Source organism: Thermostichus sp. MS-CIW-37, from assembly GCF_054060065.1.
The window spans coordinates 1-26,201 of the sequence record NZ_JBSSCV010000013.1 but is presented as its reverse complement, the minus strand read 5'-3'; the positions used below and the strand labels follow the sequence as shown (position 1 = coordinate 26,201).

26 protein-coding genes, 2 tRNA genes and 1 riboswitch are annotated in these 26,201 nt (G+C 58.9%); of the genes, 14 read left to right on the top strand and 14 right to left on the bottom strand.

Annotated elements, in window-relative coordinates; translation table 11 throughout:
• Window positions 1–4: 4 nt before the first annotated feature.
• Genes ACVWYZ_RS07525 through rplC form a run of 3 tightly spaced genes read right to left on the bottom strand, consistent with a single transcriptional unit; the run spans window position 5 to window position 1,949 of the window.
• Window positions 5–304, bottom strand: a complete 300-nt coding sequence (locus ACVWYZ_RS07525) for a 50S ribosomal protein L23 (protein WP_414330452.1) — start codon at window positions 302–304, stop codon at window positions 5–7.
• Window positions 297–1,289 carry a 50S ribosomal protein L4 gene (rplD, locus tag ACVWYZ_RS07520; protein ID WP_457466684.1) on the bottom strand — a complete coding sequence of 331 codons (993 nt, stop codon included), beginning with the start codon at window positions 1,287–1,289 and terminating at the stop codon, window positions 297–299. The genes ACVWYZ_RS07525 and rplD overlap by 8 nt, the downstream gene beginning before the upstream one ends.
• Before the next feature lie 15 nt (window positions 1,290–1,304).
• The gene (gene rplC / locus ACVWYZ_RS07515; protein ID WP_457466683.1) at window positions 1,305–1,949 is read right to left on the bottom strand and encodes a 50S ribosomal protein L3; all 645 of its coding nucleotides are present in this window, start codon (window positions 1,947–1,949) and stop codon (window positions 1,305–1,307) included.
• A 466-nt stretch (window positions 1,950–2,415) separates the two neighbouring features.
• Between rplC and ACVWYZ_RS07510 the strand changes: the two genes are divergently transcribed.
• The 4 genes from ACVWYZ_RS07510 (at window position 2,416) to ACVWYZ_RS07495 (ending at window position 6,470) form a co-directional block, all read left to right on the top strand.
• A complete protein-coding gene (locus ACVWYZ_RS07510) occupies window positions 2,416–4,446 on the top strand; it encodes a hypothetical protein (protein ID WP_457466682.1) in 2,031 nt (676 codons plus the stop codon).
• 369 nt (window positions 4,447–4,815) lie between these two features.
• Window positions 4,816–5,214, top strand: a complete 399-nt coding sequence (locus ACVWYZ_RS07505; RefSeq protein ID WP_457466681.1) for a hypothetical protein — start codon at window positions 4,816–4,818, stop codon at window positions 5,212–5,214.
• A gap of 176 nt (window positions 5,215–5,390) precedes the next feature.
• On the top strand, window positions 5,391–5,918 hold the full coding sequence (locus ACVWYZ_RS07500; RefSeq protein ID WP_414380883.1) for a hypothetical protein: 528 nt from the start codon (window positions 5,391–5,393) through the stop codon (window positions 5,916–5,918).
• A 36-nt stretch (window positions 5,919–5,954) separates the two neighbouring features.
• Window positions 5,955–6,470 carry a MogA/MoaB family molybdenum cofactor biosynthesis protein gene (locus ACVWYZ_RS07495; RefSeq protein WP_414344296.1) on the top strand — a complete coding sequence of 172 codons (516 nt, stop codon included), beginning with the start codon at window positions 5,955–5,957 and terminating at the stop codon, window positions 6,468–6,470.
• A gap of 20 nt (window positions 6,471–6,490) precedes the next feature.
• Here ACVWYZ_RS07495 and metK read toward each other — a convergent pair whose 3' ends face one another.
• Both metK and ACVWYZ_RS07485 read right to left on the bottom strand, forming a co-directional pair.
• Window positions 6,491–7,750 (bottom strand): methionine adenosyltransferase, encoded by a 1,260-nt coding sequence (gene metK / locus ACVWYZ_RS07490; RefSeq protein WP_457466680.1) that lies wholly within the window; start codon window positions 7,748–7,750, stop codon window positions 6,491–6,493.
• A gap of 312 nt (window positions 7,751–8,062) precedes the next feature.
• A riboswitch (SAM riboswitch) is annotated at window positions 8,063–8,174 on the bottom strand.
• A 67-nt stretch (window positions 8,175–8,241) separates the two neighbouring features.
• Window positions 8,242–8,610: a hypothetical protein gene (locus ACVWYZ_RS07485; RefSeq protein ID WP_011434147.1), complete on the bottom strand. Its 369-nt coding sequence runs from the start codon at window positions 8,608–8,610 to the stop codon at window positions 8,242–8,244.
• Between the two features lie 162 nt (window positions 8,611–8,772).
• On the opposite strand from ACVWYZ_RS07485, the gene cobO reads away from it, so the two are divergent.
• A complete protein-coding gene (gene cobO, locus ACVWYZ_RS07480) occupies window positions 8,773–9,507 on the top strand; it encodes a cob(I)yrinic acid a,c-diamide adenosyltransferase (RefSeq protein ID WP_457466679.1) in 735 nt (244 codons plus the stop codon).
• A gap of 16 nt (window positions 9,508–9,523) precedes the next feature.
• Window positions 9,524–10,897, top strand: a complete 1,374-nt coding sequence (locus ACVWYZ_RS07475) for a cobyrinate a,c-diamide synthase (protein WP_457466678.1) — start codon at window positions 9,524–9,526, stop codon at window positions 10,895–10,897.
• On the opposite strand, the gene ACVWYZ_RS07470 is transcribed toward ACVWYZ_RS07475, so the two are convergent.
• Window positions 10,894–12,141 (bottom strand): URC4/urg3 family protein, encoded by a 1,248-nt coding sequence (locus ACVWYZ_RS07470; RefSeq protein ID WP_457466677.1) that lies wholly within the window; start codon window positions 12,139–12,141, stop codon window positions 10,894–10,896. The two genes, ACVWYZ_RS07475 and ACVWYZ_RS07470, sit on opposite strands and share 4 nt — an antisense overlap.
• Before the next feature lie 500 nt (window positions 12,142–12,641).
• Here ACVWYZ_RS07470 and ACVWYZ_RS07465 point away from each other — a divergent pair, with 500 nt between their 5' ends.
• On the top strand, window positions 12,642–12,989 hold the full coding sequence (locus ACVWYZ_RS07465; RefSeq protein WP_011434143.1) for a DUF1815 family protein: 348 nt from the start codon (window positions 12,642–12,644) through the stop codon (window positions 12,987–12,989).
• A 310-nt stretch (window positions 12,990–13,299) separates the two neighbouring features.
• Here the strand turns inward: ACVWYZ_RS07465 and ACVWYZ_RS07460 are convergent.
• A tRNA-Glu gene (locus ACVWYZ_RS07460) sits at window positions 13,300–13,372 on the bottom strand.
• A 390-nt stretch (window positions 13,373–13,762) separates the two neighbouring features.
• Here ACVWYZ_RS07460 and clpP point away from each other — a divergent pair.
• The 4 genes from clpP to ACVWYZ_RS07440 all read left to right on the top strand — a co-directional run bounded on the left by clpP (window position 13,763) and on the right by ACVWYZ_RS07440 (window position 17,114).
• A complete protein-coding gene (gene clpP / locus ACVWYZ_RS07455) occupies window positions 13,763–14,365 on the top strand; it encodes an ATP-dependent Clp endopeptidase proteolytic subunit ClpP (RefSeq protein ID WP_011434140.1) in 603 nt (200 codons plus the stop codon).
• A gap of 509 nt (window positions 14,366–14,874) precedes the next feature.
• On the top strand, window positions 14,875–16,299 hold the full coding sequence (locus ACVWYZ_RS07450) for a form I ribulose bisphosphate carboxylase large subunit (protein ID WP_011434138.1): 1,425 nt from the start codon (window positions 14,875–14,877) through the stop codon (window positions 16,297–16,299).
• Window positions 16,300–16,365: 66 nt separating this feature from the next.
• On the top strand, window positions 16,366–16,773 hold the full coding sequence (gene rcbX, locus ACVWYZ_RS07445) for a RuBisCO chaperone RbcX (protein WP_457466676.1): 408 nt from the start codon (window positions 16,366–16,368) through the stop codon (window positions 16,771–16,773).
• A gap of 8 nt (window positions 16,774–16,781) precedes the next feature.
• Window positions 16,782–17,114, top strand: coding sequence for a ribulose bisphosphate carboxylase small subunit (locus ACVWYZ_RS07440; RefSeq protein ID WP_011434136.1), 333 nt, complete (start codon window positions 16,782–16,784; stop codon window positions 17,112–17,114).
• A gap of 189 nt (window positions 17,115–17,303) precedes the next feature.
• On the opposite strand, the gene ACVWYZ_RS07435 is transcribed toward ACVWYZ_RS07440, so the two are convergent.
• From ACVWYZ_RS07435 to ACVWYZ_RS07425, 3 genes are all read right to left on the bottom strand, one after another.
• Window positions 17,304–18,062 carry a DUF92 domain-containing protein gene (locus ACVWYZ_RS07435; protein ID WP_457466675.1) on the bottom strand — a complete coding sequence of 253 codons (759 nt, stop codon included), beginning with the start codon at window positions 18,060–18,062 and terminating at the stop codon, window positions 17,304–17,306.
• A gap of 307 nt (window positions 18,063–18,369) precedes the next feature.
• Window positions 18,370–18,460: transfer RNA gene (locus tag ACVWYZ_RS07430), tRNA-Ser, on the bottom strand.
• A 156-nt stretch (window positions 18,461–18,616) separates the two neighbouring features.
• Window positions 18,617–19,165, bottom strand: coding sequence for a hypothetical protein (locus ACVWYZ_RS07425; protein ID WP_457466674.1), 549 nt, complete (start codon window positions 19,163–19,165; stop codon window positions 18,617–18,619).
• Between the two features lie 557 nt (window positions 19,166–19,722).
• Between ACVWYZ_RS07425 and ACVWYZ_RS07420 the strand changes: the two genes are divergently transcribed.
• Both ACVWYZ_RS07420 and ACVWYZ_RS07415 read left to right on the top strand, forming a co-directional pair.
• Entirely contained in the window at window positions 19,723–20,706 is a 984-nt protein-coding gene (locus ACVWYZ_RS07420) for a PhoH family protein (RefSeq protein ID WP_457384250.1), read from the top strand.
• A complete protein-coding gene (locus ACVWYZ_RS07415; protein WP_457466673.1) occupies window positions 20,703–21,428 on the top strand; it encodes an HAD-IA family hydrolase in 726 nt (241 codons plus the stop codon). The genes ACVWYZ_RS07420 and ACVWYZ_RS07415 overlap by 4 nt, the downstream gene beginning before the upstream one ends.
• Here ACVWYZ_RS07415 and ACVWYZ_RS07410 read toward each other — a convergent pair.
• The 3 genes from ACVWYZ_RS07410 to ACVWYZ_RS07400 are packed head-to-tail and all read right to left on the bottom strand — an operon-like array spanning window position 21,406 to window position 24,115.
• Complete coding sequence (locus ACVWYZ_RS07410) at window positions 21,406–22,221, bottom strand: alpha/beta fold hydrolase (RefSeq protein ID WP_457466672.1); 816 nt, start codon at window positions 22,219–22,221, stop codon at window positions 21,406–21,408. The genes ACVWYZ_RS07415 and ACVWYZ_RS07410 overlap by 23 nt on opposite strands.
• Window positions 22,218–22,967: a lysophospholipid acyltransferase family protein gene (locus ACVWYZ_RS07405; protein ID WP_414413352.1), complete on the bottom strand. Its 750-nt coding sequence runs from the start codon at window positions 22,965–22,967 to the stop codon at window positions 22,218–22,220. The genes ACVWYZ_RS07410 and ACVWYZ_RS07405 overlap by 4 nt, the downstream gene beginning before the upstream one ends.
• Window positions 22,967–24,115, bottom strand: a complete 1,149-nt coding sequence (locus ACVWYZ_RS07400) for a cob(I)yrinic acid a,c-diamide adenosyltransferase (protein WP_457403276.1) — start codon at window positions 24,113–24,115, stop codon at window positions 22,967–22,969. Before ACVWYZ_RS07400 ends, ACVWYZ_RS07405 begins: the two co-directional genes overlap by 1 nt.
• A gap of 210 nt (window positions 24,116–24,325) precedes the next feature.
• On the opposite strand from ACVWYZ_RS07400, the gene ACVWYZ_RS07395 reads away from it, so the two are divergent.
• Complete coding sequence (locus ACVWYZ_RS07395) at window positions 24,326–25,228, top strand: PLP-dependent cysteine synthase family protein (RefSeq protein WP_011433884.1); 903 nt, start codon at window positions 24,326–24,328, stop codon at window positions 25,226–25,228.
• Window positions 25,229–25,247: 19 nt separating this feature from the next.
• Here the strand turns inward: ACVWYZ_RS07395 and ACVWYZ_RS07390 are convergent.
• Window positions 25,248–26,201, bottom strand: a 954-nt coding sequence (locus ACVWYZ_RS07390; RefSeq protein ID WP_457466671.1) for an RNA-guided endonuclease InsQ/TnpB family protein, incomplete at its 5' end; no start/stop codon positions are given.

The window sequence follows — 26,201 nt, the reverse complement described above, 5'->3', positions numbered from 1 at the left end:
GCGTTCAGGTGTCCGGGAAGAGGGTGATGGAATCTCCCTCCGCCAAGGTCACGATGGCTCGCTTGGGACGGGTGCGGTAGCCCACAAAGCGGCCCACCCGCCGTTGCTTGCGCGGGAGCTTCAGGGTGTTGACGGAAGTAACTCGCACGCGGAACATTTCTTCGACGGCAGCTCGGATGAGCGGCTTGGTGGCGGTGGGCAGCACTTCAAAGACATATTTGCGCTGCTCCATCAAGGCGGTTGCCTTTTCGGTGATGACGGGGCGCAACAGGACGTCGGCCAGGATCCGCTTGCTCTCAGTCATCGCTTTCCTCCTCTGCTGGGGCTGCTTCGGCCTCTTCTACCGTTGACGGCTCTGCTCCTTGAGCCAGTTCTTCTGCTGGATCTTGGGGCTCTTCGGTTTGCTCTTCTGGCCCCTGCGGATCTGCTGGACGTCCTTGGAGGGCAGCTTGGTTTTCCTGGGCCTCAGGTTGGGCTGGGGTTTGCTCTGCTTCCTCGTGTTCGCTTTCTGGAACGGCCTGATCTTCCGGCCCATCTCCGGGCAGGGCCTGATCTTCGGCTATGTCGGCCTGAGGTGCATCCTCAGAGGGAGTCTCCAGAACTGCCGGCGCAGCGTCGGATCCCCAACGGGCCTTGAGCTGCTCTAGGGCAGAAACGGTGATCAGCACCCAATCGACGTTGAGCAGATCGAAAACGTTGATCTGATCCAGGCCGATCAGCTTAACGCGGGCGATGTTGCGCACGGCCCGCTCTACGGCTTCCGAGCGTTCGGCAACGATGAGCAGAGCCGATTGATCTTCCATCACCCCCCAGCGCAGCAAAGCCTGGGCCACAGCACGGGTTTTGGGCGGGTTGAGCTGCTCCTGGAAATCCTCCACGACGATCAGGTCTTCCACCCGACTTTGCAGAGCGGTGCGCAGGGCCAGTTGCCGTTCTTTGCGGTTCATGACCAGGTTGTATTCCCGCTTGCGGGGGCCGAAGATCACCCCCCCTTTGCGCCAAAGTGGGGAGCGGATGGAGCCGGCACGGGCCCGACCGGTGCCTTTCTGCTTCCAAGGCTTGCGACCGCCGCCGCGCACCTCAGCTCGGGTCTTGGTGTGGGCGTTGCCCTGACGAGCATTGGTCATCTGCCGGCGCAGTGCCAGATAGAGGATGTGGGCGGCTGTTTCGGGACGAGCAACTTTAAGGCTCAGCTCCGCGCTGCCCACCGTTTCCCCTTGCCAATTTTTCACCACACAACTTGCCATGGTTCCCTCGTCTTTGCGGATGCCGGTCAACCTTGGTTTCACCCAGGGATCCCTCCCCTAACGCTTGTTGCCCACCTGCTTGGCAGGGGTGATCTCCAGCAGCCCTCCTTCTACGCCGGGCACGCAGCCCTTAATCACCAACAGATCCCGCTCCGGATCCACCTGCACCAACTGCAATTTGCGGGTGGTGACTCGGCCACCTCCCAGCCGCCCTGCCATGCGCATCCCCGGAAACACGCGGCCTGGGGTTGTGCCGGCGCCAATGGAACCCGGTCGGCGGTGGTTTTTGGAGCCGTGGGACATGGGGCCACGACCGAAGTGGTGGCGCTTTTGATAGCCGGTAAACCCTCGCCCGATGGAGGTACCTGCCACATCCACCAACTGGCCGGGGGAAAACATCTCGACGGTAATTTTCTGCCCCAATTGGTAAGCTTCCGGCTGATCAACGCGAAACTCTCGCAGGTGGCGCAGCAGCTCTGTCACCCCTGCTTTGCTGAGGTGGCCCCGCTGCGCCCGCGTGAGATGCTTTTCAGTGGTGGGCAAGTAGCCCAACTGAATGGCGTTGTAGCCGTCTGTGGCCTGGGTTTTGATCTGGGTCACGGTGCAAGGCCCCGCCTGTACGACGGTAACCGGAATGGCCAGCCCCTCTGGTGAGAAGATCTGGGTCATGCCGACTTTTCTTCCAAGGATGCCAAGTGCCACAAGAACCTCCAATCGAGCCTGCACGACTCGCTTTCATCAATTCAGAGCCGACTCACTCCGACAATCAGCCGACCTTTCGCGAAGCGGGCTGTAGGCCAATGGCTCAGTCAGCCGGATGGATAGACATACAGCAACAGCGTGGCAGCAGAAAGCTCAGAACAAGGCTGAGTCTGCCAACTCAGGCGAAAAAGCGAGGCAGGGAGAATCAGGGATCCCTGTCCCCAGAGCCTAAGATCAGCATCGGCAACGCTGATCCTCTCGCCTAGTTCACCCCAAAGTTACACGCCAAACTGCTTTTGCTAAGAGCTGCTCAGACTTGCCTGCAAAGAGGCAGTATCTGGGGTAGCAGCGCACCAGGTCGCCAAAGCGGATGGGCTTAGTTGGCAACGGAAAACGATCATAATGAAGCGAAGGCCCGTTTGTCCAGACTTTTGCTGAGAAAATGGGTTGGTTGGGGAGGCCAGCAATGGCGAGAGCAGCTCAGGCGGAAGAAAAGAGCCATTGGCGGGGGAAGCCATCTCCCTTCAAAAGTGTAATGGGCTGGGCAGGCAGTGGGCTGACCCAGGCTTGTGTGGATCACTATCGAAGTTTGTTGCAGGCGGGATCCGATCCGGGCCGGGTCTTGTTTTTGGTGCGGAGTCAACGGCAAGCGGATGAGGTGTTGCGGCGCTTGCAGCAGTCCAGTTCGGGCTTGGTGGGGCCGTGGCGGATCGAGACGTTCTTGCAGCGGGTTGGGCGCTCTCTGGCCGATCATTGGCCGCAGGTGTGTGCCCGCCTTCCTCAGTTGCCTCCTCAGTTTGAGCCGATCCCCTTGGCCAAAGATCTCACTCAATTTCTCTGCGAACGAGCCTGCGCTTTGTGCCCTCGGCATGGGGAAGCCTTTGCCGGGGTCGGGCTCAAGGAGTTCCAGATCTGGGATCAGATCAGCAGTGCTGCTTATATTGCGGGGGCTTCGGGTTTGCCGGCAGAGGTGGTGGGATCCCGGCTGGCCCGGGCTTGGCCCGAGGAGGCAGATCCGCGGCGGGCAGAGGCTTTGCAGGCAATGGGCTGCTGTGTGGGGCGGCTGTGGGAGGCAGCGCTTCGGTTGGGATCCCTGGATTTTGGCCTGCAAATTCGGCTGTTTGGCGAGCACATCCTGCCGCTGGCGGAGTTTTGGCAAGAGTGGGATCATCTGATCGTAGATCAGGCGGAAGACAGTTGCGGGGTGGCGCTGGAGTTTTACCGGCAGGGGCAAGCCCATTTGCAAAGCCAATTTTTCAGCTACACCCTCGGCGGCGGGGTCTCTTTGACCGGGATCCCAGAGGCAGTAGCTGACTTCTTGATGGCAAAAACGCAGGTTCGGTTTCTGGAGGGGAGCCATCGCGCTTCAGCAGGCATGATCCGCTTAGGGGTGCAGATTGCGCGGGTGTTGGATCCCCAGTTTTCTCATCCGCTGCCCGAGCCGCAGGGGGGAGGACTGCCGCTGGTGCAAACGCTGGAGGAAGAGACCCAGTTTGCGGCAGTGGAGGTGATGGTTGCTCAAATTCGCCGGCTTTTGGGGGCCGGGATCCCGGCCCATCGCATTGCTGTTTTGCTGCCCCGTATGGATGTGGGGGTGAGCCTGAGCTTGCAGGAGCAGTTGTCGGAAGTGCCGGTTTTGTCGATTGCCCCCTTCCCGGCCTTGATCCGCTATCCTTTGGTGCGGGCGGTGCTGACGGCAGCAGAATTGGCTCACCCTGAGTGGGGCGCTTTTCCCACTTTGCCGGCTTGGCGGCTGATGTTGAGCTGGGTGCTGGGGCTGGATCCCATCCGGGCGGCTCTGTTGGCCGAAGATACCTGGGATCCGGTGGGGCGTTCTCTGCGTCCCCGAACAGCAGTACGGCAGCCGGAGCGGGTGGGGTTTGCCAACCTGGAGCGCTACCAGCGACTGTTCGATTGGCTGCGCGGCTATCGTCCCGGCCCTTCATTGGCCGCTTTCTTCCAGCAGTTTTTTGCCGATCACTTGGCCTCGGTGATTGCTTCCCCTCAGGATCAAGAGCTGCTGCGCGTGTTGATGGAAGCGGCACGGCGGTTTCGCCAGGCCTTCCCCGCCGAAGGGGATCCCGCCTTTTTGGCCATGATCCGCTCGGGACAGACCCCCAGCAGCAGCCGCTTCGAGCCCGACTATTCCCGTTACTTGGTAGTTGCAACTCCGGGGGCCTACATCACTCGGGGTTTGGAGGCGGATTACCAATTTTGGTTTGATATCACCAACCCCAGCTGGTCCCGCTCCCTCTGGCATGTGCTCTACAACAGCCGTGTGCTGACGCCGGAATGGGACGGGGAGGTTTTCGATGCGGCGCGGGATTTACAGGCGCGTCAACAGATTTTGGCCCGCACGCTGCTGAACCTCTGTTGCCGCACTCAGAAGGGGCTGTGGCTGGTGCGCTCCAATTTTAATTATCGCGGCGAGGAGAACACCAGTATTCTGGACTACCTGATTTTGAAGGGGTTGAAGGCCATGGCAACCGCCGGCTAAGGGAGAGCCTATCCTGAAAGGGTGCTGGCAACTCAGGCCTCCAAGAAATCGGGGGATGCACTGCAGGAATGGTTAAAGGCAAGGGTTTTAGAAGAGCGGCGCAGCCGCCCCTCTTATCGTGGGGGTAGGAGTCGGCGGCAAAGTGTCTTAATCTTGTTTGAAACAACGATAAAGCAATACAGCAGAGCCTTTCCAAGAAATGGCTGGCCGGGATCCCTCTCAGGCAGGGGTAAGACTGATGACCTTGGGTGGCGCAGAGGGCCGGCGTCTCAAGCCGGCTGGAAACGGCTGTGGGCATTCCCTCTGTCTTCCAACACAGTCGAGTATCGAGTAGAGTGGGGGCGCCTGCTTTGATTTGGATTGGGTTTTATGAATCCAGCTACCCCTCCTGCTGCGCCCTCGTCCCGCCGCTTTCCCCTTCGTCCCGTAGCAATGGTGGCCCTCACTGCCGGCTTCTTGGCGGGGTTAGGAGCGGGGGGCTATGCCTTACTGCAGCGGCTACGGCTGCAGATGCACCGGGATCTGATCTTCTATCAGTACACCGTCTTTTCTGAGTTTGGCTATGGAGGCTCGCCAGCGTTCGATCCCGGCCAAAGTGATCGCTGGTTTCCTCTTACCTATCCGGTGTTGGCCCGCTGGGGGGGATCCGCCGACCCGAGCCGCCGCAGCTACGCCTTCTACACCTTGCAAAGCCATGGCCTGCCCTACAGCCGTTGGTGGTTGGAGGATCGGCTGCGGCAAAATTCGGCTCAGCCACTGAGTCTTTAAGCGTACCGCAGCTTTGCAGCTTTATAGCCTCTTCACAGAGCCTTCATGAAAGGCAAATAGGGGTATTCTTGGACGAGAGCTGTCTTGCGAGATCCAGGGAGAAAGGCTTTATCTCCCCTTTGTCTCGGCGGATCTGGACTAGCTTGGGTTGAGTTTCCTTGGGCTGCCATGGGCTGATGGATCCTGCCACCTTTCTGGAGCACTATGGGTTTGAGCTGGAAGGTCAACCCAGCCAGGTTTGGGTAGAGCGCTGGAGCCAGTTGTTCCCGGATCTTTGGATCCCGGCAGCCTTGCTAGAAGCCCTCTACCAGGGGCGGTACAAGGCCGCCTCTGTGGAGCAGCTTCTCCGCCTTTGGCAGCGTCGCGGCTCTCCTCATCTTACCTTTCCCCCAGAAATCGGCCAGTTCCTTTGGCAGGAGCAGCAGGAGCGGATCCGCTCTTTGGCTGCGGCTGCCTTTGCCTGTTCTCCTCTGCCGCCGGTACCCCCCGCGGGATCCCTGTTTTCCAGAGAACCGGCCATATCTCTAAACTTGTTGTTGGAGCAGTTGCAGGAGCTTCCCCCCAAGCTGCGCCGCCTGCTCGCCCAGTCCCCTCCTCCCCAACTCGCCCGTGCTGGTGGGGCAGAGTCCTCAGGGATCCTAGAGCTCCAGCAGACGGTCGTTGACCCTCCAACTCCTGCCGAGCCCCCTCAGGGACAGTCTTGATGGGCTTGCCACTCTCTTTCCTCAGGGATCCTGGCCATGACCTTTCCCCTTGATCGCGACAGCGGTGCAGAGCACATTGCCTCCTTGCCCTGTGGGGTGATCACCGTCAGCGACACACGCACCCCTGAAACCGACCACAGCGGCCAGTTCATCTGCACAGCCCTCCAGGAATCCGGCCACCGGGTGGAGAGGTATTGCATTCTCCGAGATGAACCGCAGCTCATTCGAGAGCAGGTTCAGGATTGGGCCGGATCCCTGCCGGTGATCTTGTTGAATGGTGGCACAGGCATCGCCCCCCGCGACACCACTTACGACGCCATCGAGGCTCTCCTGGAAAAGACCTTGCCCGGCTTTGGGGAGATCTTCCGCCAGCTCAGCTATGCCCAGATTGGCAGTCGGGCCATCGCCTCTCGGGCCATCGCCGGGATCCACGGAAAGTGCTTGATCTTTTCCATGCCTGGCTCCCCAGCAGCCGTGCAATTGGCTATGCGCAGCCTGATCCTGCCGGAGCTACCCCACCTGGTCAAGCAGCTTCACCAGGGCAAACATTGAGGGAGCAGACCGTCCCCCCCCTAGGCCAGGATGGCAGTCGCCTTGGCGAGAGCCTCCTCCCGCAGCAGAGCAGCTTTGTCGGTGCGCTCCCAGGGCAGATCCAGATGGGTTTGCCCAAAGTGCCCATAGACCGCTACGTCTTGGTAGAAGCGCCCTCCCCGTTGGCGAGGCAACTCCCGCAGTTGGAACTGAGCCAAAATGGCTGCCGGCCTCAGATCGAAGTGGCGCTGCACCAGCCGCAACAGCTCCTCGTCAGGGATGCGCCCTGTGCCGAAGGTTTCCACCAAAATGTTGATGGGGCGGGCTACCCCGATGGCGTAGCTCACCTGCACTTCACACTTCTGCGCCAAGCCAGCTGCCACGATGTTCTTGGCCACGTAACGAGCCGCATAGGCAGCGCTGCGATCCACCTTGGTGGGATCCTTGCCGGAGAAGGCCCCGCCCCCATGGCGAGAATAGCCGCCGTAGGTATCGACGATGATCTTGCGTCCGGTCAGGCCCGCATCTCCCTGAGGGCCGCCGATGACAAACTTGCCGGTGGGATTGGTGAGGAAGCGGGTGTGGCTATCCGGCTTGATGGGCAGCTCGGCAAACACCGGCGTGACCACCGCCTCCCAGAGATCGGCGCGGATCCGCTCTTGTACCGCTGCCTCTTCCGTAAGGGTGCCAATCGTGGGCGTGTGCTGGGTAGAGATGAGCAGGGTGTGAATGCCCACCGGGCGACCCTCCTCATAGGCTACAGTCACCTGCGTTTTGCCATCCGGGCGCAGATAGGGCAGGGTGCCGTTTTTGCGAACCGTAGCCAACTGGCGGCTGAGACGGTGAGCCAAGCTGATCGGCAAGGGCATTAACTCAGGAGTTTCATCGCAGGCAAAGCCAAACATCAATCCCTGATCCCCGGCCCCGACCAAGTCGAATTGATCTTCTCGGGATCCGCGACTTTCTAGGGCCACGTTCACCCCTTGGGCAATATCGGGAGATTGCTCATCGAAAGCCACCAACACCGCACAGCTTTCGGCACAAAAACCATTCTTGGCGTCGGTATAGCCAATTTCGGCCACTTTGTCCCGCACCAGACGGGTGAAGTTGACCTGCGCTTGTGAGGTAATCTCCCCGGTCAACAGAACCAGGCCCGTATTGACCACCACCTCGGCGGCCACCCGACTTAGGGGATCCGCCGTCAAGAGGGCATCCACGATGGCATCGGAGATCTGATCGCAGATTTTGTCGGGGTGCCCTTCTGTCACCGACTCCGAGGAAAACAAAAACGACTTGGACAACGAACCTTCTCCTTAAAAGCTAGAACTGAGAACCTGAACAAAAAACAAGGCTCACCCGCTCGTTCATCATCCGTGGGAGAGAGAGTCGGCCAGGGATCTCTAGGTGCTCCCCATCGCCAACGCAACCAGCCCCAACCCAGCCAGGGAAAAGGCCCAGCAAACAGCAGGTGACCCAAACCGCTGACGCGACCAGCGCCCTCGCGAAAGCCTTGCCCCACTGCCGCGACCAGAGCTATGGGAGCCGCTAAAGGATAAAGTCGCCAGATAAATTCCCTCAGCAAAGAGGGCTATCCTCTAGAGAAAACTTTATTGCCTTTATCTTTCGGTTACTGACTAACCGCAGGAATTGGCACCGTAGCGGAGGCTTCCGCCGGGTTGCCGCAGCTTCATTGGGCCTGATCCCTCAGTCTGCTCTGGATAAAGAACGGAACTTGTCCCTATAGTACCCCCAACCTTGATCCATTTGTCAAAAAAATGAGCTGTGGGCGGCCTCAGCCAAACAGACCCTGCCACCAGTCTGTCCCCTGAGCGGCTTTGAGAAAGAATGCGCCGGCCAAGCCCAGGGGGGAGAGAACGCCGAGAAAGCCAACTGTCCCCAATCCCCAAGCCAAGCGGTGCAGATGCTTTTTGTCGGCAGGATTTGGCGTCGTTTCGGCTGAGATGGCCAACAGGGATCCCAAGGCTGCCAATAGGGATCCCCCCAGACCTGCAAAGTAGCTGGGCGCTAGCCACGGTTGCAACTCGGCGGCAGATACGACTTGGATGCGGGGCAAGACTTGAAAACACCCTATTGCCAGCACTGCCCAGATGAAGCAGTACATTAGCAGGCTATCTCGGAAAGCAGCAGCCGGTTCTCTCATGATCCCAGCCAATGCAACCAGATGAGGGATTAGGATGGGGGCGGTCTGCTGTGGGGGAACTTGAGTTTGCCCTAACAGTCGCGTCAGCGGTGCAGTTCCCCTGCCGTAGGCACAGCACCTTCCCCTCAGCTTGTGTGGCGAATCTCAATTTTTTTTATGATTATGGCCCAACCCGCCCTGTCTGGCTGGCCTGCACCGGCTTCGGGATCCCAGCCCCTGCCCCCCTTGACAACAGAACTTGAGGCTGCTTGCGATAGCTCACCGGGCACAGAGGCCGACCCAAACTGGCGGCATCGCCAAAGAATGCAAAAACGCCAGCAGATCCAGCGGCAGCGTCTGTCGGGCATGCGAGATGACAAGGGCTTGATCATCGTGCACACGGGGCAGGGCAAGGGAAAGACCACGGCTGCCTTTGGCATGATCTTCCGCGCCCTCGGCCAGGGATTGTCGGTGGGGGTGGTGCAATTTATCAAGGGGGCCTGGGATCCAGGAGAAGCCAAGCTATTGCGGAAATTGGCCGAGCATCCAGAGCTGGGCCTGGGGAAAATAGCTTTTTACGCCATGGGAGAGGGCTTTACCTGGGAAACCCAGGATCGGGAGCGAGACATCGCCCATGCACAGGCGGCCTGGGAAAAGGGGCGGGAGCTGTTCACCAGCGGGGAGTTTCAGTTGGTGCTTCTGGATGAGATCAATGTCGCCCTCAAGTTGGGATATCTCTCGCCGGACAGGGTGTTGGCCGGGCTAGCGGAGAAACCGGAGCGGGTTCACCTGATCTTGACGGGGCGGGGCGCGCCGGCAGCGTTGATCGACCGAGCCGATCTGGTGACGGAGATGACTTTGGTCAAGCATCCCTTCCGCGACCAGGGGATCAAGGCGCAAATCGGCATCGAGTTCTAACCCTTGGGCAGGAAAGATGGCCATTCTGCTGGCGGCAGCGGCAAGCGGCAGCGGCAAAACCACCATCACTCTGGCTCTGTTGGCCGCTCTGAGACGGCGGGGCCTGCGCATCCAACCGTTCAAGGTGGGGCCGGATTACATCGATCCTCTGTTTCACACAGCGGTGAGCGGGATCCCCTGTCGCAATTTGGATCCCTTCTTGACCGACGAGGACTTTGTGCAGCGCTGCTTTCGCCACCATTGCCAGGGCAAGGATGGAGCCATTGTGGAGGGGGTAATGGGCCTCTTCGATGGACGAGCGCCGGGATCCCTGCCCCTCCCCGAGGGCGGAACGGAGCCTTTTTTTGCCAGCAGCGCCCATGTGGCCCGCCTGCTCGGGATCCCTGTGGTGCTGGTGATCGATGGCAGTGGCATGGGAACGACGGTGGCCGCTTTGCTCTACGGCTTGAGCCGCTGGGATCCCCGCCTCTCCATTGCCGGGGTGATCTTCAACCGGGTGGCCTCGGAGCGGCATGGACAAATCTTGCAGCAGGCGGCGGCTGCAGTGGGGATCCCGGTCTTGGGCCAGTTTCCCCGGCGGGAGGATTTGCGGTTGCCCAGCCGACACCTGGGGTTGGTGCCTGTCTCAGAACTGGATCACTTCCCCCACTGGCAAGCTGCCTGGGCCGAGCTGGCGGAGCAACACGTCAATTGGGATGGCCTATTGCCCCTGATTCGGACGCTTCCTCCGGCGGTGGGAGAGCTGTGGCCGTCCCGCTGCTGCGAACAGGTACGGGTGGCGGTGGCCCGAGATGCTGCCTTTAACTTCTACTACGCCGACAACTTGGATCTGTTGCGGGCCTGTGGGGCCGAGCTGCTGGAGTATTCCCCCCTCCAGGTGGGACTATGGCCGCCGGATCCCTGCGATGGCGTGCTGCTGGGGGGAGGGTTCCCGGAATTGTTTGCAGCACCTCTATCTGAGAGCATTAACCAACGCCCGCTCCCGCCCGCCCACCCACCCCTCTATGCCGAGTGTGGCGGACTGATGGTGCTGGGCCAATCCCTCACCGATTTTCAGGGAAAGACCTACCCGATGGCCGGGCTATTACCCATCCAGGTAGACATGGCCGACCGGCTGTGTTTGGGCTACCGCGAAGCTGCGGTTTTGCGCCCAACCCTGCTGGCCCCAGCCGGGGATCGCCTGCGCGGGCATGAATTTCACCGCTCCCGCAGCACCCCCATCTCCCCAAGCCCAATCTATGGCTGGGGATCCCCCGCCCAGCTTCAACAGGAAGGATGGGCCACCGAGCGCCTTCACGCTTCGTACCTGCATCTGCACTGGGGATCCCGTCCTGATTTGGCCCTGAGATTATTACAGAACTTCTTAAGAATCTCGAAAGGGGATCCCTAAAAAACCGTGCCATCGCTGAGCAGTTGGATGGGAGGAGAAGCATCTGGCCTGAGCTGGGCAGCGATTTGCCGCCCTGCCGTCCAGGTTCCCCCTTGCAGTATCTTCACCAGGGGCAACTCTTGGGCAGAGCAGCCAAGCCTTTCCCGGATTAAGGAGGCAACTTGATCCAGCAAAATCACCGTCAGGGCCCGCCACTCCACAATCACCGTCGAATCTGGGGGATGCGGTTGCTGCCCAATCTCCGGCTGCTTGAGCTGGATCACCCCCAAATCCACAAACAGCCCCCCGTTGCGATACTCCGCCAAACCCGTCAGCTCATCCAAACCCCCGATTGGGATCCCCTCCTGCTGCAACGGCTCCAGCAGGGAATAGGTCATCCATTGGGACAACTTGTGAAAAGGCACCCAATGGCTCCCCGGCTCCGTTTGGGGCAGGTGGGGATAGGGCCAGACATCCCCCAGAGGGATCCCGGCCAGCGAGACTCGCCCAGGCCAAATGGAGCTAAACCCCCTCTGAACCGCCTGTAAGACCTGTGCTGCCTCGATCCCACCGCTGGGATCCTCAGGCTGGATGGCGTCCCACAACCGGCCTGGACGAGGAAGATTGTGACCAGATCCAAAGTATTGAGGTTGAGCCCGCAAAGTTTGTGCCAACCTTTGCAGCAGTTGCCAGCGCCCCTCCAGTCCCAGTAAAGGATTTTCCGGCCCCACCTGGAAAGCTGCTGCCAAATCCGCCAAGGTGATCCGCTCCAGGCCCGCCGCATCCACCTGCAGAGGCTGCTGGGGATCGCTGGAAAACCCACCTTGCCAGAACCAGTCGAAACTGGCCAAGGCCAAACCTTCGGAACGACCCACCACCGTCTGACTTTCTGGATCCCAGTACTTCCAGGCAGAGCCTGCGCCTGCGTCCAGCAACACGCTGACGATGGCCAGATCCCACTTGCATCGCAGCCGCTCCAGCGGATCCATGTCTTTAAGTCGATTTTCCAAACGGGCTAGGCGCTCCCCGGATCCCACCTGAAAATGTTGCCAGCGGCTGTGGAAGGGAATTTCCCCGTTGGGATAATGGGCCCGCATTGTGGTGATCACATAGTCGGCTACGGATCCCATCCGATTCAGGTCGAGGCGAAAGTGCTCTGATTCATCGGCCAAAACCCTTTCCAATAGCAACTGACAGCGATCCCGAATGGCTTGGGGACTCTGAAAATAAGCCACTCGTTTCTCCAGATCAACAGGTGTCAGCATCGAGCCGTTCGTTCTCAATTGTCCATGCCGAGAGTTTTCTCAGCATAACCGGGTGGGAACCTACTTTAATCCCCATTCGTCTGCAAGCCTTAGCCCACTGGACACTCTAACGCGCTGGCCTCTTGTCAAAAGACTACGTCCCGCTTCTCGATGGTTGAAACCCTTGCAGGAGAAAGCTTTGAGGCAACTTTCCGCCCTCTGTCCTGATGACGCGAGCAGCCGCTGAGCCATTTTGAGAAAAGACTGGGCGAGCACTGAGTGAGGATCCCAATCGATAAGAGTGTTGACTCGGAGTAAACTTTGATGTCTTTGTTAAGAGAAGTGTTGAATACTACATTTCACTGAGGTAGACCTTGCCTACTCTGTGGCCTTAATCACTTCCTTGAGGGATTGTCGATTGTTATGATAGATGTAAACCTAGCCTTAAGCATAAATTACTAGTTAGGTCATTTGCAGCTAGGCGGAGCCCCACAGAGGCCAATCCATTAGGGAGGAGTGTGATGTTCACACGGTTGGCGGAACAATACCGCAGCTATGTTCAAGATCTGGTGATGAGTTTGCAGGCCCTGGCCATCGTTTTGGAGAAGCGGGGCTACCCAGCTTCTTGCTACACCTGTGGTACGTCATTCGAGAGCGCTTCGTTTATGGTCAGCTTACGAGAGGGGCACCTGATTCGCTTTTTGGTTTCTGAATGCTCCATTAGCTGGACAGAAATGCGGGATGACCGAGAGCTCATGAAATTGGAAGGAGCAGAGGCAATTCGCCAACTGCAAGAGCTGGCAGAGCTTATCAAAGATGAGCTGTTGGTCGCCGCCACGCCGGCTGAAGCTCTGGTGGCCAGCACCTGATCCTGGCAGGCCCTAGGTCTGCTCAAACCCAAGCCGTAGCCGATTGGACAACTAAGCCTAACCTTCTAGGCCGCTGCTTTGGAGATTTTTCCCCTGTTGAGGAGTAAGGGTGGAATAGGGATCCCCCTCGACGGAGTGGCAGTTGGCTGGCTGCCCATGCCGCTTGTATGGGGATCCCAGATGACCCGCTCTCCCAGCTTGTATCTGGAGTGGTTTGTGGCGGCAAAGCCTCTCTGAGTAAAGTCTGAGTAAGGTGTCACCGCTGCCAGGGATCCCCTGTTGACGGCTTTATCTTATAACTCTGACCCAATACCCCCAAGGGGATTCGAACCCCTGTCGCATCCGTGAAAGGGATGTGTCCTAGGCCTCTAGACGATGGGGGCGCTCTCCGACAAGGCGATCCTAATCCTAAAGAAGGATAAGTAAGCTTGTCAACCTTTTAATCTGCATCCCCAGACCCACGCCCTGCCAAGTTCAGGATCAAGATCCCCAACAGAGCCAGGCTCAGCAGGCTGGCAATCACAATCGGTTCATCTGGGATCACGTCCATCTTGGCTTCGCCTCACCACATCACAAAGAGCCACACCTCAGACCCGTTCCACATCCCAGAAGAAGAGGGATCTCGCCACAACCACCCCATCTCTCTGCTGTTCTAGCAGACTCACACCCCGTCGAGCCCGGTACCGAGCAAGGCCGGTGAGCCGTCCTAAGCAAAGCATCCATCCAGTGGCTTAGACTACACTAGTAAGGACTGACCCATCGCTTGGACTGGCATGATTCCCACCGTTATTGAGCAATCTGCGCGAGGCGAGCGCGCCTTTGACATCTACTCGCGTCTTTTGCGGGATCGGATCATTTTCTTGGGCACCCAGGTGGACGACGACATTGCCAACCTGATTGTGGCCCAGATGCTCTACTTGGAATCGGAAGACCCCGAAAAAGACATCTACCTCTACATCAACTCCCCCGGTGGCTCTGTCTATGCCGGCATGGCCATTTACGACACCATGCAGCACATTCAGCCGGATGTCTCCACCATCTGCATTGGTTTGGCTGCTAGCATGGGAGCTTTTCTGCTGGCAGGGGGCACCAAAGGCAAGCGCATTGCCCTTCCCCACGCCCGCATCATGATCCACCAACCCCTTGGTGGAGCTCAGGGGCCAGCTACCGATATTGAAATTCAGGCCAAAGAGATCCTCTTCATCAAAAACAGCCTCAATAGCCTGCTGGCCTACCACACCGGCCAACCTCTAGAGCGCATCGAACGAGATACCGACCGCGACAACTTCATGACCCCAGAACAAGCCAAAGAGTACGGCCTTATCGACCAGGTGATCAGCAAGAGACCCCAGCCAACCCTGGCAGCCGTTTCTTGACCGTCCAGGCCCTGCGGGTGGGTTTGCTCTGCTCCCTCAAAGAAGGGAGCTTTTGGTTTTGGCCGGGGATCCCACCCGAAGGATATTAAGAAAGCCAAAGAAATCTGTATTCTCGGCAGGCAGCAACGGGACTCACTTTAACCAAACTAATCAAACTCATAAAGAAAGTAATGTTCAGCCCACTATTGCGGATGATAGCTTAGGATTAAACCAATATAGAGTTGTGTTTGCCGAGATTCTAGCTTAGGCACTGTATAAAAATCTTTCTACTGGATTTGCAAGTCCAGGGAGTCCAAGCTAGCAATTGAAGGCACTCGAAAAGAAGGGTTTGGGGCTTCCATCCCCTGGGATGAAGAGTGTCTTAAGGCCCAACTTTGGCCTCACGGTTGTGGGGCGAGTTCGTTCACGAAAACTCGGTGGTCTTGAGTTTTGGCCCTGGGTTTTTTCCTCTTGGTTGCATCCGTGAATGGCATTTTCTGGTTCTGTGATTCGTTCAGAGGGAGATCAACGTGGCCTATTCAGCAACCCAATCCAAAAGCGGCTATCAAGCCGGTGTGAAGGATTACCGACTCACCTATTACACTCCCGACTACACGCCTAAGGATACCGACGTCTTGGCCTGTTTCCGGGTTACTCCTCAGCCGGGTGTTCCTCCCGAAGAGGCCGGGGCGGCTGTGGCGGCTGAGTCTTCGACAGGCACCTGGACAACGGTATGGACAGATTTGCTGACCGACTTGGATCGGTACAAGGGCCGCTGCTATGACATCGAGCCGGTTCCCGGCGAAGACAACCAGTACTTCTGCTTCGTCGCCTATCCGCTGGATCTGTTTGAGGAAGGCTCGGTGACCAACATGCTCACCTCGATTGTGGGCAACGTTTTTGGCTTTAAGGCCCTAAAGGCGCTGCGGCTGGAAGATGTGCGGATCCCGGTGGCCTACCTGAAAACCTTCCAAGGCCCTCCCCACGGCATTCAGGTGGAGCGGGACAAATTGAATAAGTATGGCCGTCCGCTGCTGGGCTGCACCATCAAACCCAAGTTGGGCCTTTCTGCCAAAAACTACGGGCGGGCCGTGTATGAAGCTCTGCGGGGCGGCTTGGACTTCACCAAAGATGACGAAAACATTAACTCCCAGCCCTTCCAGCGCTGGCGGGATCGCTACTTGTTCGTGATGGAGGCTGTCCACAAGGCCCAAGCGGAAACCGGCGAGATCAAGGGCCACTATTTGAACGTGACGGCGCCCACCTGCGAAGAGATGTTCAAGCGGGCCGAGTTTGCCAAGGAGTTGGGCGCTCCCATCATCATGCACGACTACTTGACAGCCGGCTTTACTGCCAACACCAGCCTGGCCAAGTGGTGCCGGGATAACGGCATTCTGCTGCACATCCACCGGGCAATGCACGCGGTGATCGACCGGCAGAAGAACCATGGCATCCACTTCCGGGTGTTGGCCAAGTGTTTGCGCATGTCCGGTGGCGACCACCTGCACTCCGGTACGGTGGTGGGCAAGCTGGAAGGCGACCGCGCCATTACGATGGGCTTTGTGGATCTCATGCGGGAAAACTACGTAGAGGCCGATCGCTCCCGCGGCATTTTCTTCACCCAAGATTGGGCTTCCATGCCAGGGGTGATGCCGGTGGCTTCCGGCGGGATCCACGTTTGGCACATGCCGGCACTGGTGGAAATCTTCGGCGACGACTCGGTGCTGCAGTTTGGCGGCGGAACCTTGGGGCACCCCTGGGGCAATGCGCCGGGCGCAACCGCCAACCGGGTGGCCTTGGAGGCTTGTATCCAAGCTCGTAACGAAGGTCGAGACCTGGCCCGTGAAGGCAACGACATCATCCGGGAAGCGGCCAAGTGGTCGCCGGAGCTGGCGGCTGCCTGCGAGCTGTGGAAGGAAATCAAGTTCGAGTTCAAGGCCGTCGACACCCTCTAGAGATCTGCTGGGGGCAAGGGATCCCTACGGTTCTCTTGCCCTGCTGGCCCCCTCCCTGGATCGGCAATGGATCTGAAACAGATCGCCAAAGACACCGCCAAGACCTTGATCAGCTACCTGACTTATCAGGCGATGCGCACGGTGCTGGCCCAACTGAGCGAAACAGATCCCCCCAGGGCCCTTTGGCTACAGCAGTTCTCCGCTCGGCAAAACCTTCAGGATGGAGAAGCCTACCTGCGGGCTTTGCTGGCTGAGCGTCCTGAGTTGGCCTATCGCATCATGACCGTTCGCGAGCACATTGCTGCGGAGGTGGTTGATTACCTGCCGGAGATGGCCAAATCCGGCATCCAGCAAGCCAACATGGAGCACCGCCGCAATCATCTGGAACGGATCACCTCGGCGACAGGATCCCTGCCTCTTACCCACCCGGAAGCGGGATCCCCCCCACAAAACCCTAGACCCGAAACGGAGTGATACCCATCATGCAAACCTTACCAAAAGAGCGCCGCTATGAAACCCTCTCCTATCTGCCGCCGCTGACGGATCTGCAGATCATCAAGCAGGTGCAGTACATCTTGGATCAGGGCTACATCCCGGCCATAGAGTTCAACGAATCGTCTGAACCAACGGTTCGCTATTGGACACTGTGGAAGCTGCCCCTGTTCAGCGCCACTTCTCCCCAGGAGGTGCTCAGTGAGGTGCAGGCTTGCCGCAGCGCCTACCCCAACTGTTTCATTCGCGTGGTGGGGTTCGACAACATTAAGCAATGCCAAGTGCTCAGCTTCCTGGTCTATAAGCCCAGCGGCCTGCGCTAGGAGAGCGTCTTGCCAGTTCCCGGTCAAGTTCTGGCCAGCAACAGGGGAGAGCTTCTCCCCTTTTTGTCTTTATATTCGCTTCAGTTTAGGGTGAGACGCCTGGGCTACTGCTCGCGCCAGCGGGACGGAGTCCTTGAAAAGCCTTCCAGCCCCGTGTATTGTTGCTCCGCAACGCTAACGCCGTTGTTTCTAGGATCCGATGCCCATAAGGGATCCCAGCCCTACCGCCAGAAGAGCGGCCAAAGTTGTTTGAATGCCGTTCACGACTTCGTTGGTCATCCAAGCCAAACGGGGTTGCAACACCACTCCCATCCAGCTTTCTGCCAAGGTGGCCAGGATCCCGGCCAGCCAGCAGATGCCCAGCCAAAATGGGCTTCCCCCTACCCATTCCCCGCCAATCCCCCAGGCCAACCCGGCCATCCCTGCCGCTGCTGCCACTCCCGCCAGGGATCCCTCTAGGCTCACGGCTCCTTCTGTGCCCGCCGGCACGGACTGGAAGGTGGTGATCAAAAAGGTCTTGCGGCCATAGGCTTTCCCCACCTCGCTGCTGACGGTATCGGCCAATTTCGCTGCAAAGCTGGCGCTGTATCCCAACCACCACAGGGGATGCGGGAAGAAAGCGTATCCTAGCGCACATCCTGCCCCGGTCAAAGCGGATCCCCAGACGTTCTCCGGCCCTCGCGCCCCCTCTCGCTTTTCGGCGATCCCCTGCGCCTGCTTGCGCCGGATCCCTAGCTTGGTTACGGCTGTCCCTATTAAAAAATAGGCGGCTACCACCGCGTAGCCCCGCCCGCCCAGCCCCCCCCACACCAGCAAGCCCAGAAGGCCCGCGTGGATGACCCCTGCTCGCGTCAGAGCTTTCTGAGGGCTCAGCAGACCCAGCACCACCAGAGCCAGGTTGAGCCAGAGTGCCACCCCCCACTGACTCAGAAGCCACGCCTGCCACATAAACGCTCAGAAGGGGGTGAAATTGCAACCGAGGTTGACATTCTCCCTGCCCTAAAGGGTAAGGATTCTTTCCCAGGTCGCAGGATGATCCCTACTTCCTGGGCCACACCACCCTTGCGAGTGATGGGGGATGCCATGACCCCAACTACTGGGATGAACTCGCAGATACTTTTCCTGTTGACACTGCGCCATATTCAAGTTGGCGGAGTTCAACCAGCACCATAGCACAAAGCCGCCCTGTTCAGCTTGCTGCCGCGCAGCGGTAGGACGGGGCTTGCAACCCAGTTTTCTTGGTCAACTACAGAAACGGAGAGGGAGGGATTCGAACCCTCGACGGAGCTTTTGGGCCCCGTAACTTCTTAGCAGGAAGCCGCTTTCGACCACTCAGCCACCTCTCCAGGGCTAGCAGGGGCAACAAGCAGGCTGGGATCCAGCCACCAGTTCACTCATTGTAGGGGATGGGATCCCACCCGGCAACTGCCCCCTGACCCGCCCTGCAAAGACTCCGTCCCGCTATCGCGATCAGCCGGGATCCCTCCTGGGGTTGGGTGAGTCTAGCTCACCACCTGCAGGTAAATATCGAAGCTGCCGCTATTGTCGCCGTAGCTGCCCTTGGCGTCATTGATGTTGAAGGCAATATCCAGGTTGGGATCCAGATCCACCTCTTGGGGCTGCTCTGGCGAGGACTTGAAAACCTGATGGGCCACCAGTTGGGCGTTGGGTTGAAACAGCACAATCCCGTAGCGGCAGAGGCCCGGGTAGCGCCACTCCTCAGGGGTCGGGATCCCTTTGCCAAGGGGCGAGCGGATGCTGGTGGAAAACGAGAAGCCATAGCGCCAAGCCACATTCCTGGGGAAAAAGCGGATACGGCTGGCCCGCAACGGACGCCCTTGCCAGCGTAAAATGTTGCCCGCCTCTTGGTTCACCCGCAGGTCACGGAAAGCCATCCAAGCCTGTAAAGCTTCTTCTTCAGGTTGGATCCCTTCGATGGCCAGGGCCTGGCTCCAATCCAAGTCACTGCCATCGCAGGTGATCTGCCGCGGAATTTGCGCCAAATCCAGTTGTGCCAACCCCAGGGTATCAGACGCAGATTGGGTAAACATCTATCTCTCCTTTTTCCATCTGATTTTTCAAAATGACTCCAGAAAGGATGGGCTCCCTCCCCAGAGATTGAGGAGCCGCAGGGATCCCAAAAATGTGTCTAGGGAAGGGTTGTAAGAGACCAACCTATCCACATCTCCCCTGCTGGGTAGAGAATGTCAGATGCACGATGACCAACGGAGTTGAAAACCTCAAGCTCTTGCCCGACCGACGAGAGACTGGGAGTTCAAGCTCCTTTAGCAGATAGATCAACGTTACTTGATGAATAAAAGCTATTCCCGAAAAGATAGCCCTTTGCAATACTTTTTTAGGGAACCTTAGGGAGTTGTTAATTCCCTGTGACTCGGCTGCCAATGAAGGCCGGAACCCAAATCCAGGTTTGCTGCAGATCTTCCAGAAGCTTGTATTTTGGAACACATTAATGGTGTAATCCCCTGTTAAGCACTCTTGCGCTCGACCCCTGGGCTCTGCAGCGGCTTTCCACAGCCCAGAGCGCCCTGACAAGCGTTTTTGGTAAGATCACCCCTACAGGTCTCCCAGGGTGCCCGGCGCCCACGGCATGCACGACAACCCTACTTCCCTCTCTTCTGATTTCGAAGTCATCTCTCTGTCCAATCCTCAACAGGCCATGTCTTTGGCGGGCACTCAGGAGGCCAACCTGAGGTGGATCAGTCGCTCCAGCGGTGCTTCTGTAACGCTGCGCGGACAGGACCTGTACCTGAAAGGCACTCCCCAACAGCGGCAGCAGGTGCGGCAATGGCTAGAATTGCTGAGGCCGCTTTGGCAAACTGGGCACCCCGTCACTGTGATCGATGCAGAGCAAGCTTTTCGCGCCCTCTCCGGACAAGAGGTTGCCGCCTACCAGCAAGCACAAGCAGGGATTTTGGCCCGCACCCGCAAAGGGGAGCTTATCCGACCGAAAACGCCCCGCCAACAGGAGTACGTGCGAGCCATTCGCACCCACGACCTCTGCTTTGGCATTGGACCGGCGGGCACAGGAAAAACCTATCTGGCTGCCGTTGTGGCCATCACGGCTCTGCAAAACCGAGAGTATGAGCGCCTGATCTTGACTCGCCCGGCTGTGGAGGCGGGAGAAAAACTGGGGTTTTTGCCGGGGGATCTGGTGGAAAAGGTGGATCCCTATCTGCGGCCCCTTTACGATGCCCTGTTCGAGTTTATCGACCCGGCCAAGCTGCCGCAGTTGATGGAGCAGGGGGTGATCGAGGTGGCGCCGCTGGCCTATATGCGAGGCCGTACTTTGAGCAATGCCTTCATCATTTTGGACGAAGCCCAGAACACCACCCCCGAGCAGATGAAGATGGCCCTCACGCGGCTGGGATTCCGGTCGCGTATGGTGGTTACCGGGGATCTCACCCAAACGGATCTGGGCAAACATCGCATGTCCGGCCTGGCAGCGGCAGAGCGTATTCTGACAGGGGTAGAGGGGGTTGCCTTTTGCTACTTCGACCAGCGGGATGTGGTGCGCCACCCTCTGGTGCAGCGGATTGTCGATGCCTACGCCCGCTACGAGGGGCAGTCGTGAAGCTGAGGGTGCTCTTTTTCGACGCTGTGGGCACTTTGTTTCGGGTGCGGGGCAGCGTGGGCCAGGTTTACGGCCAGGTGGCAGCGGAGTACGGGGTGAGGGTGGATCCCCAAGCCTTGGATCGCGCTTTTGGCCAAGTTTTTGCCCAGGCTCCAGCCCCGGCCTGCCCAGGATTGACGGGATCCCCTTTGCGGGAGTGGGAGCGGACCTGGTGGCGCCAGGTGGTGCGGGAGACTTTTGCCCGGGTGGGATCCCTGGCTGCCTTCGGAGAGCACCGGTTTGAAGACTTTTTCGCCCAATTGTTTGAGCACTTTGCCGGGGCGGATCCCTGGGAGCTGTATCCCGAGACGCTGCCGGCTTTGCGGGCCCTGCAGCAGGAAGGGATCCGGTTGGGGGTGATCTCCAACTTCGACAGCCGCTTGCCCAGGGTGCTGCAGCAGTTGCAGTTGGATCCCTACTTTTCCACCCTCACCCTCTCCACCCAAGTGGGCTATGCCAAGCCCGATCCTCGCATCTTCCAAGCTGCCCTGGCAGCCCACGGGATCCCCCCCGCAGCCGCCGGCCACATTGGCGACAGCCGCCGCGACGATTATCAGGGGGCAAAAGCAGCAGGCTTGCGAGCCCTTTGGCTGGATCGAGAGGGGAAGGATAGCTCCTGCCCAGAGCGGATAGAAGATCTGTGGGGATCCCTGTCCATGCTCAATGGGCCGAAGCAGAATTGAGCAGCAGAGGGGCAAAAAGGCCATCCGGCTTGAGCAGGTAACGCCGCAGGTTCATCCGCCGCTCCAGCAGACAAGCGTGGCCGCTCTGGGGCGAGATTTCTACCTGCGCCTGGGGCAGCCGTTCCGCCAGCCAGCCCACCTCCTGCACCGAGGGCAACAGGCGATCCCGCCCCCCCGCCACCAGCAAAGTTGGCAGGGTCATCGACTCCAGGGGCAGCTTCTCCACAACAAAGGATCCCAGCAAAGCCAAGCGCTGGGCAGCCACTGTGGGCTCAACACTGTGAACCGCCTGGCGCAGCCGCTCCCGATCCGGCGGCTCCATTTGGCTGAGCTCCGCCAAAGCCCCCAACCCTCGCTCCGACAACTGGTGATAGAGCGCCGGTGGCAAAAAAGGCAGGAGAACATGCCCTGCCCACCACCAGGGCCTACGTCGCAGCGACGAGGCTGGATTGACCAAAATGAGGCCGCGGCACCGTTCCGGCCATTGGGCGGCCACCAACAAGGCCAGGCAGGCCCCAAAGGATTCTCCACACAAGTACGCCCCCGCTTCTAGCTGGGATCCCACCCAATCGGCCAGGGTTTCCCAGCTATCCCCCGCTTCCGGGTGGTTCAAACTCAGGGGGCGAATGCGAAACTCCCGCTGCAGAGCCTGCGCCTGCCGGTAAAACAACGTACCTGTGCCATCCATACCGGGCAAATACAGCAGCAGGGGCCGCTCCTGACCGACCGCTCCCGTTGCCGGGCTGACCAAGCTAGAGGCAGATGCTACCGGCTCGCCACTCAACTTTCTCATCTCTCTGCCAATCCCAATCGCACCTGTTCTCGGGCCGCTGCAGTTAGCTCTTGAATGACCTGCATTCGCTCGCGTCGGGATCCCTGGCGCTGCTTCCTGCCCACCCAAAGGGGGGATCCCACCCTGAGCACCACCCGCCGATACAACACCACCGGATGTCCCCCTTCCTGTTGAAATCGGGGTTCAGTGGGGTCAAACCAGCGGAAAAAAGCCATAGGAATATCTACTCCCCGCCATTCTTCCTGCGCCCACACCGCCACCGGCAGAATCGGCAAGGGATCCACCGCTGCCGCCAGCGCCAGGTGGGCAAAACCTGGCTGAAACCGCCCCACCTCCCCAGGCGAGGTCTCACGGGTGATCTGCTCCGCCCCTTCTGGGAAGATCCCCACACCCACCCCCGCTGCCAAACTGGCCTGCGCCTGGCGAAAAAAATGGATTTGCTGTCGGGATCCCTGCTTGAGGGGAATGCAGTCCAAAGCCAGGGCGATTTCCCGCAGCAGCGGCACCTGAGCCAGGTAGTAATGGCAGGCAAAGCGAATCGGTCGGTCCAACCCCGCGATCAGCACCGGCGCATCCAGAAAACTGCGGTGATTGCTCACCACCACCAGCGGGCCGGCGGGAACGTGCTCCTTGCCCTCCACCCACACTTCCGTCTGGAAAAGGGTGAGCAACAACTGGGCCAGAGTCCTGGGGTCTGGAGGCCAAGAGAGAGCAGAATTGGCTGAGAACGCTGCGAAGGATCCCATCAATAGTCCACCCCGCGCCGCAGATCGGCCCCCTGCTCGGCATAGTGCTTGTGGCTCACCATTTCCGAGTGGACAGAGGCCAGCTCAAAGTAAGGTAAGGGGGCATGGCACCGCCCCGTGATGATGATCTCCGTGTCCCGCGGCTTGCGCAGCAAAGCCTGGACAATCGGCTCCACGTCCAACAGCTCCAGATCCACCGTCGGGTTCAACTCATCCAAGATGATGGTTTTGTACAGGCCAGAAGCGATGGCCGCCCGTGCCAACTCCCAGCCCCGCTCCGCTTCTACATAGTCGATTTCCTGTTGTTTGCCCCGCCAGACAATGGCATCCCGACCGCAGCGCTGGTGATCCACCAAATCGGGGTAGCTTTCCCGCAGGGCCCGAATGGCTGCATCCTCGGTGTAGCCCGTTCCCCCCTTCAGCCATTGCATGATCAGCACGCGATGAGAGAGATCCTTGCTGATGCCGCGCCCAATGGCTTGCAGAGCCCGACCCAGAGCGCTGGTGGATTTTCCCTTGCCGTTGCCGGTGTAGATCTCGATGCCGCTGGAAGGAAGCTCGCCGTTGCGGGGATCCGTCGCCCGCCGGACACTGCGCATTTCCGAGTGCAAATCCGCCAGGTCGATAATTTCCTTGGGAGCGCCGCGCCCGGTGATGATCACCTCCATGGCCTCCGGCTTTTGCTTGAGGGTACTGACCACCTCCTCCACAGGCAACAGGCCCAGATCCAGCACCGGGTTGAGCTCATCCAGCACCACCACCGAGTAAAACCCCGACGCCAAAGCCCCTTTGGCCACATCCCAACCGCGGCGGGCCTCCTGACGGTCAAACTTGGTGATCTCATCTGGGCCGAAAAACTCTCCCCGCCCGGTGCGCAATTGATCGATGAGATGGGGGAAGCCTCGCTGCAGAGCCGCAATGGCCGCATCCTCAGCATAGGTTCGGCCTGGCCCCTTGAGAAACCGCACCAGCAACACCCGGCTGGGGGCCGCCTTTTCGATCCCCAAGCCAATGGAACGCAGCACAACCCCTAGGGCCGCCTGGGACTTGCCTTTGCCCTCGCCGTCGTAGACATGGATCTGGCCCCGTCGCCGATCAAACTGCTGGGCAGTCACAATCCCAATTTCTGCCATGCCCCTCCGCGTCATCCTGCTGTGGGAAAATCCCACTTTTCTACCCCCATCTTAGAGCCTACTTGGAGCCTAGCCAGAACTTGGGCAGGAGGGGGAAACTAAAAAGCTCCCAAGAGGCCGGAAAGACCGGGGTAAGATGAGCAATGGTTGTCCAGCCGATGCCTGTCTAGCGAGGGATCCCCCTTGTATCCGACTGCATTTTCTTCTCGCCCGTTACTCCCTGCTGTGGATAGCCCTATTGAGCTGGTGGGGGGGACGCCGCTGATCCGTCTGCGGCGGGTTGCTGCCGATTTGCCGGAATCGGTACGGGTATATGGCAAGGCAGAGTGGTACAACCCTGGGGGTTCAGTCAAGGATCGCCCGGCCCTCAACATGATTCGCGCTGGCGAACGCCAGGGCAAGCTTACCCCCGGCAAGATCATCCTCGATGCCACCAGCGGTAACACCGGCATCGCCTATGCCTGGATCGGGGCCGCCTTGGGCTACAAGGTCAAGCTGGCTCTTCCCGCCAACGCCAGCCCGGAGCGCAAGAAGATCCTGGCTGCCTATGGCGTGGACTTGGTTCTGACGGATCCCGCTCTGGGATCCGATGGGGCCATCGAGAAAGCCCGCGCCCTCTATGCGGAAAACCCCGAGCTTTATTTCTACCCTGACCAGTACAGCAACCCCGCCAACTGGCAAGCCCACTACGAAACCACTGGGGTGGAGATTTGGGAGCAAACCCAGGGGCAGGTCACCCATTTTGTTACCGGGCTAGGCACCAGCGGCACCTGTATGGGGGTGGGGCGGCGCCTGCGAGAGTATCGCCCGGATATCCAAATCATTGCCATGCAGCCCGACTCTCCCTTCCATGGCCTGGAAGGGCTCAAGCACATGGCCACAGCTCTAAAACCCGAGATTTACGATCCCACCCTGCCTGACCAGCACATTGAGATCTCCACAGAAGCAGCCCAGAAAATGGTTAAGCGCTTGGCTTTAGAGGAAGGCTTGCTGGTGGGCATCTCTGCCGGGGCTAATGTGGTGGCAGCCCTAGAGGTGGCCCGTCAGCTCTCCTCTGGAGTGGTGGTGACCATCTTTTGTGACGGGGCTGACAAGTATCTTTCCGAGCGTTTCTGGACAGAGGAGTGACATCCTCCCGACGCTGACCCTACGGGTACAGCGCGGGCTTCCTAACCTCACGGTTAGGCATTCCTGCCCCACGCCACTTATCTAGGTCATAGACCCCCGACAGAACGACTTGGCAGGCTGTTTCCGTTCCCCAGAGTCCCTGGGCTACTACATTCTCTAGTCCACGATGCAAAACCATTTCTGCTGCTGCATGGTCACGATGAGTTCGATACCCACACTCAGGACAATGATGCTCTCTAATCTTCAACCCCTTACTGACAGTGGCAAAACATTTGGGGCAGGTTTGGCTAGTCCCGTTGGAGTTGACTTTAGCGAAGTACACTCCCCGTTTCCAGCACACCCATTCCAACAGAGACAGAAATTGTCCAAAAGCGACATCGACACAATCTTTTCGCAGCATTCCCCGTGTCAAGCCTGTGACATTGAGGTCTTCTGCAAAGATGGTTTGCGCTTGGTCACAAAGCTTATGAGCCGTCTTTAGGTGGAAATCTTTACGACGGTTCTCAATCCGATGGTGCATTCTGGCAACCTTGATTTGTGCCTTCTCCCAGTTTCGTGACCCCTTCTGTTTTCGTGCCGCTCTGCGTTGCAGCAATTTCAGCTTGCGTTGCATCGACCTAAAAAACTTGGGTCGCTCCTGGAAGCTACCATCTGAAACCGTCAAAAACCGTTCCAATCCCAGATCAATCCCAATCGCACGACCGTGAACCGGAGCATCGGGAACCGATATGTCCGATTCGATGGTAACGACGACATACCATTGCGTCCCTCTTACCTTGGACAACACCCTCACTTGCTTGACCTTGAACCCATCTGGGATAGGACGATGCAAGTTGATAGGCACTTTTCCTATCTTTGGTAGCTTGATACTGCTACCGGAGATGGGATTGTCCTTGAACTGGGGAAACACAAAAGACTTAAATTGGCCTTGTTTCTTGAAACGGGGAAACCCATATCCCCGCTTCTGGAATGC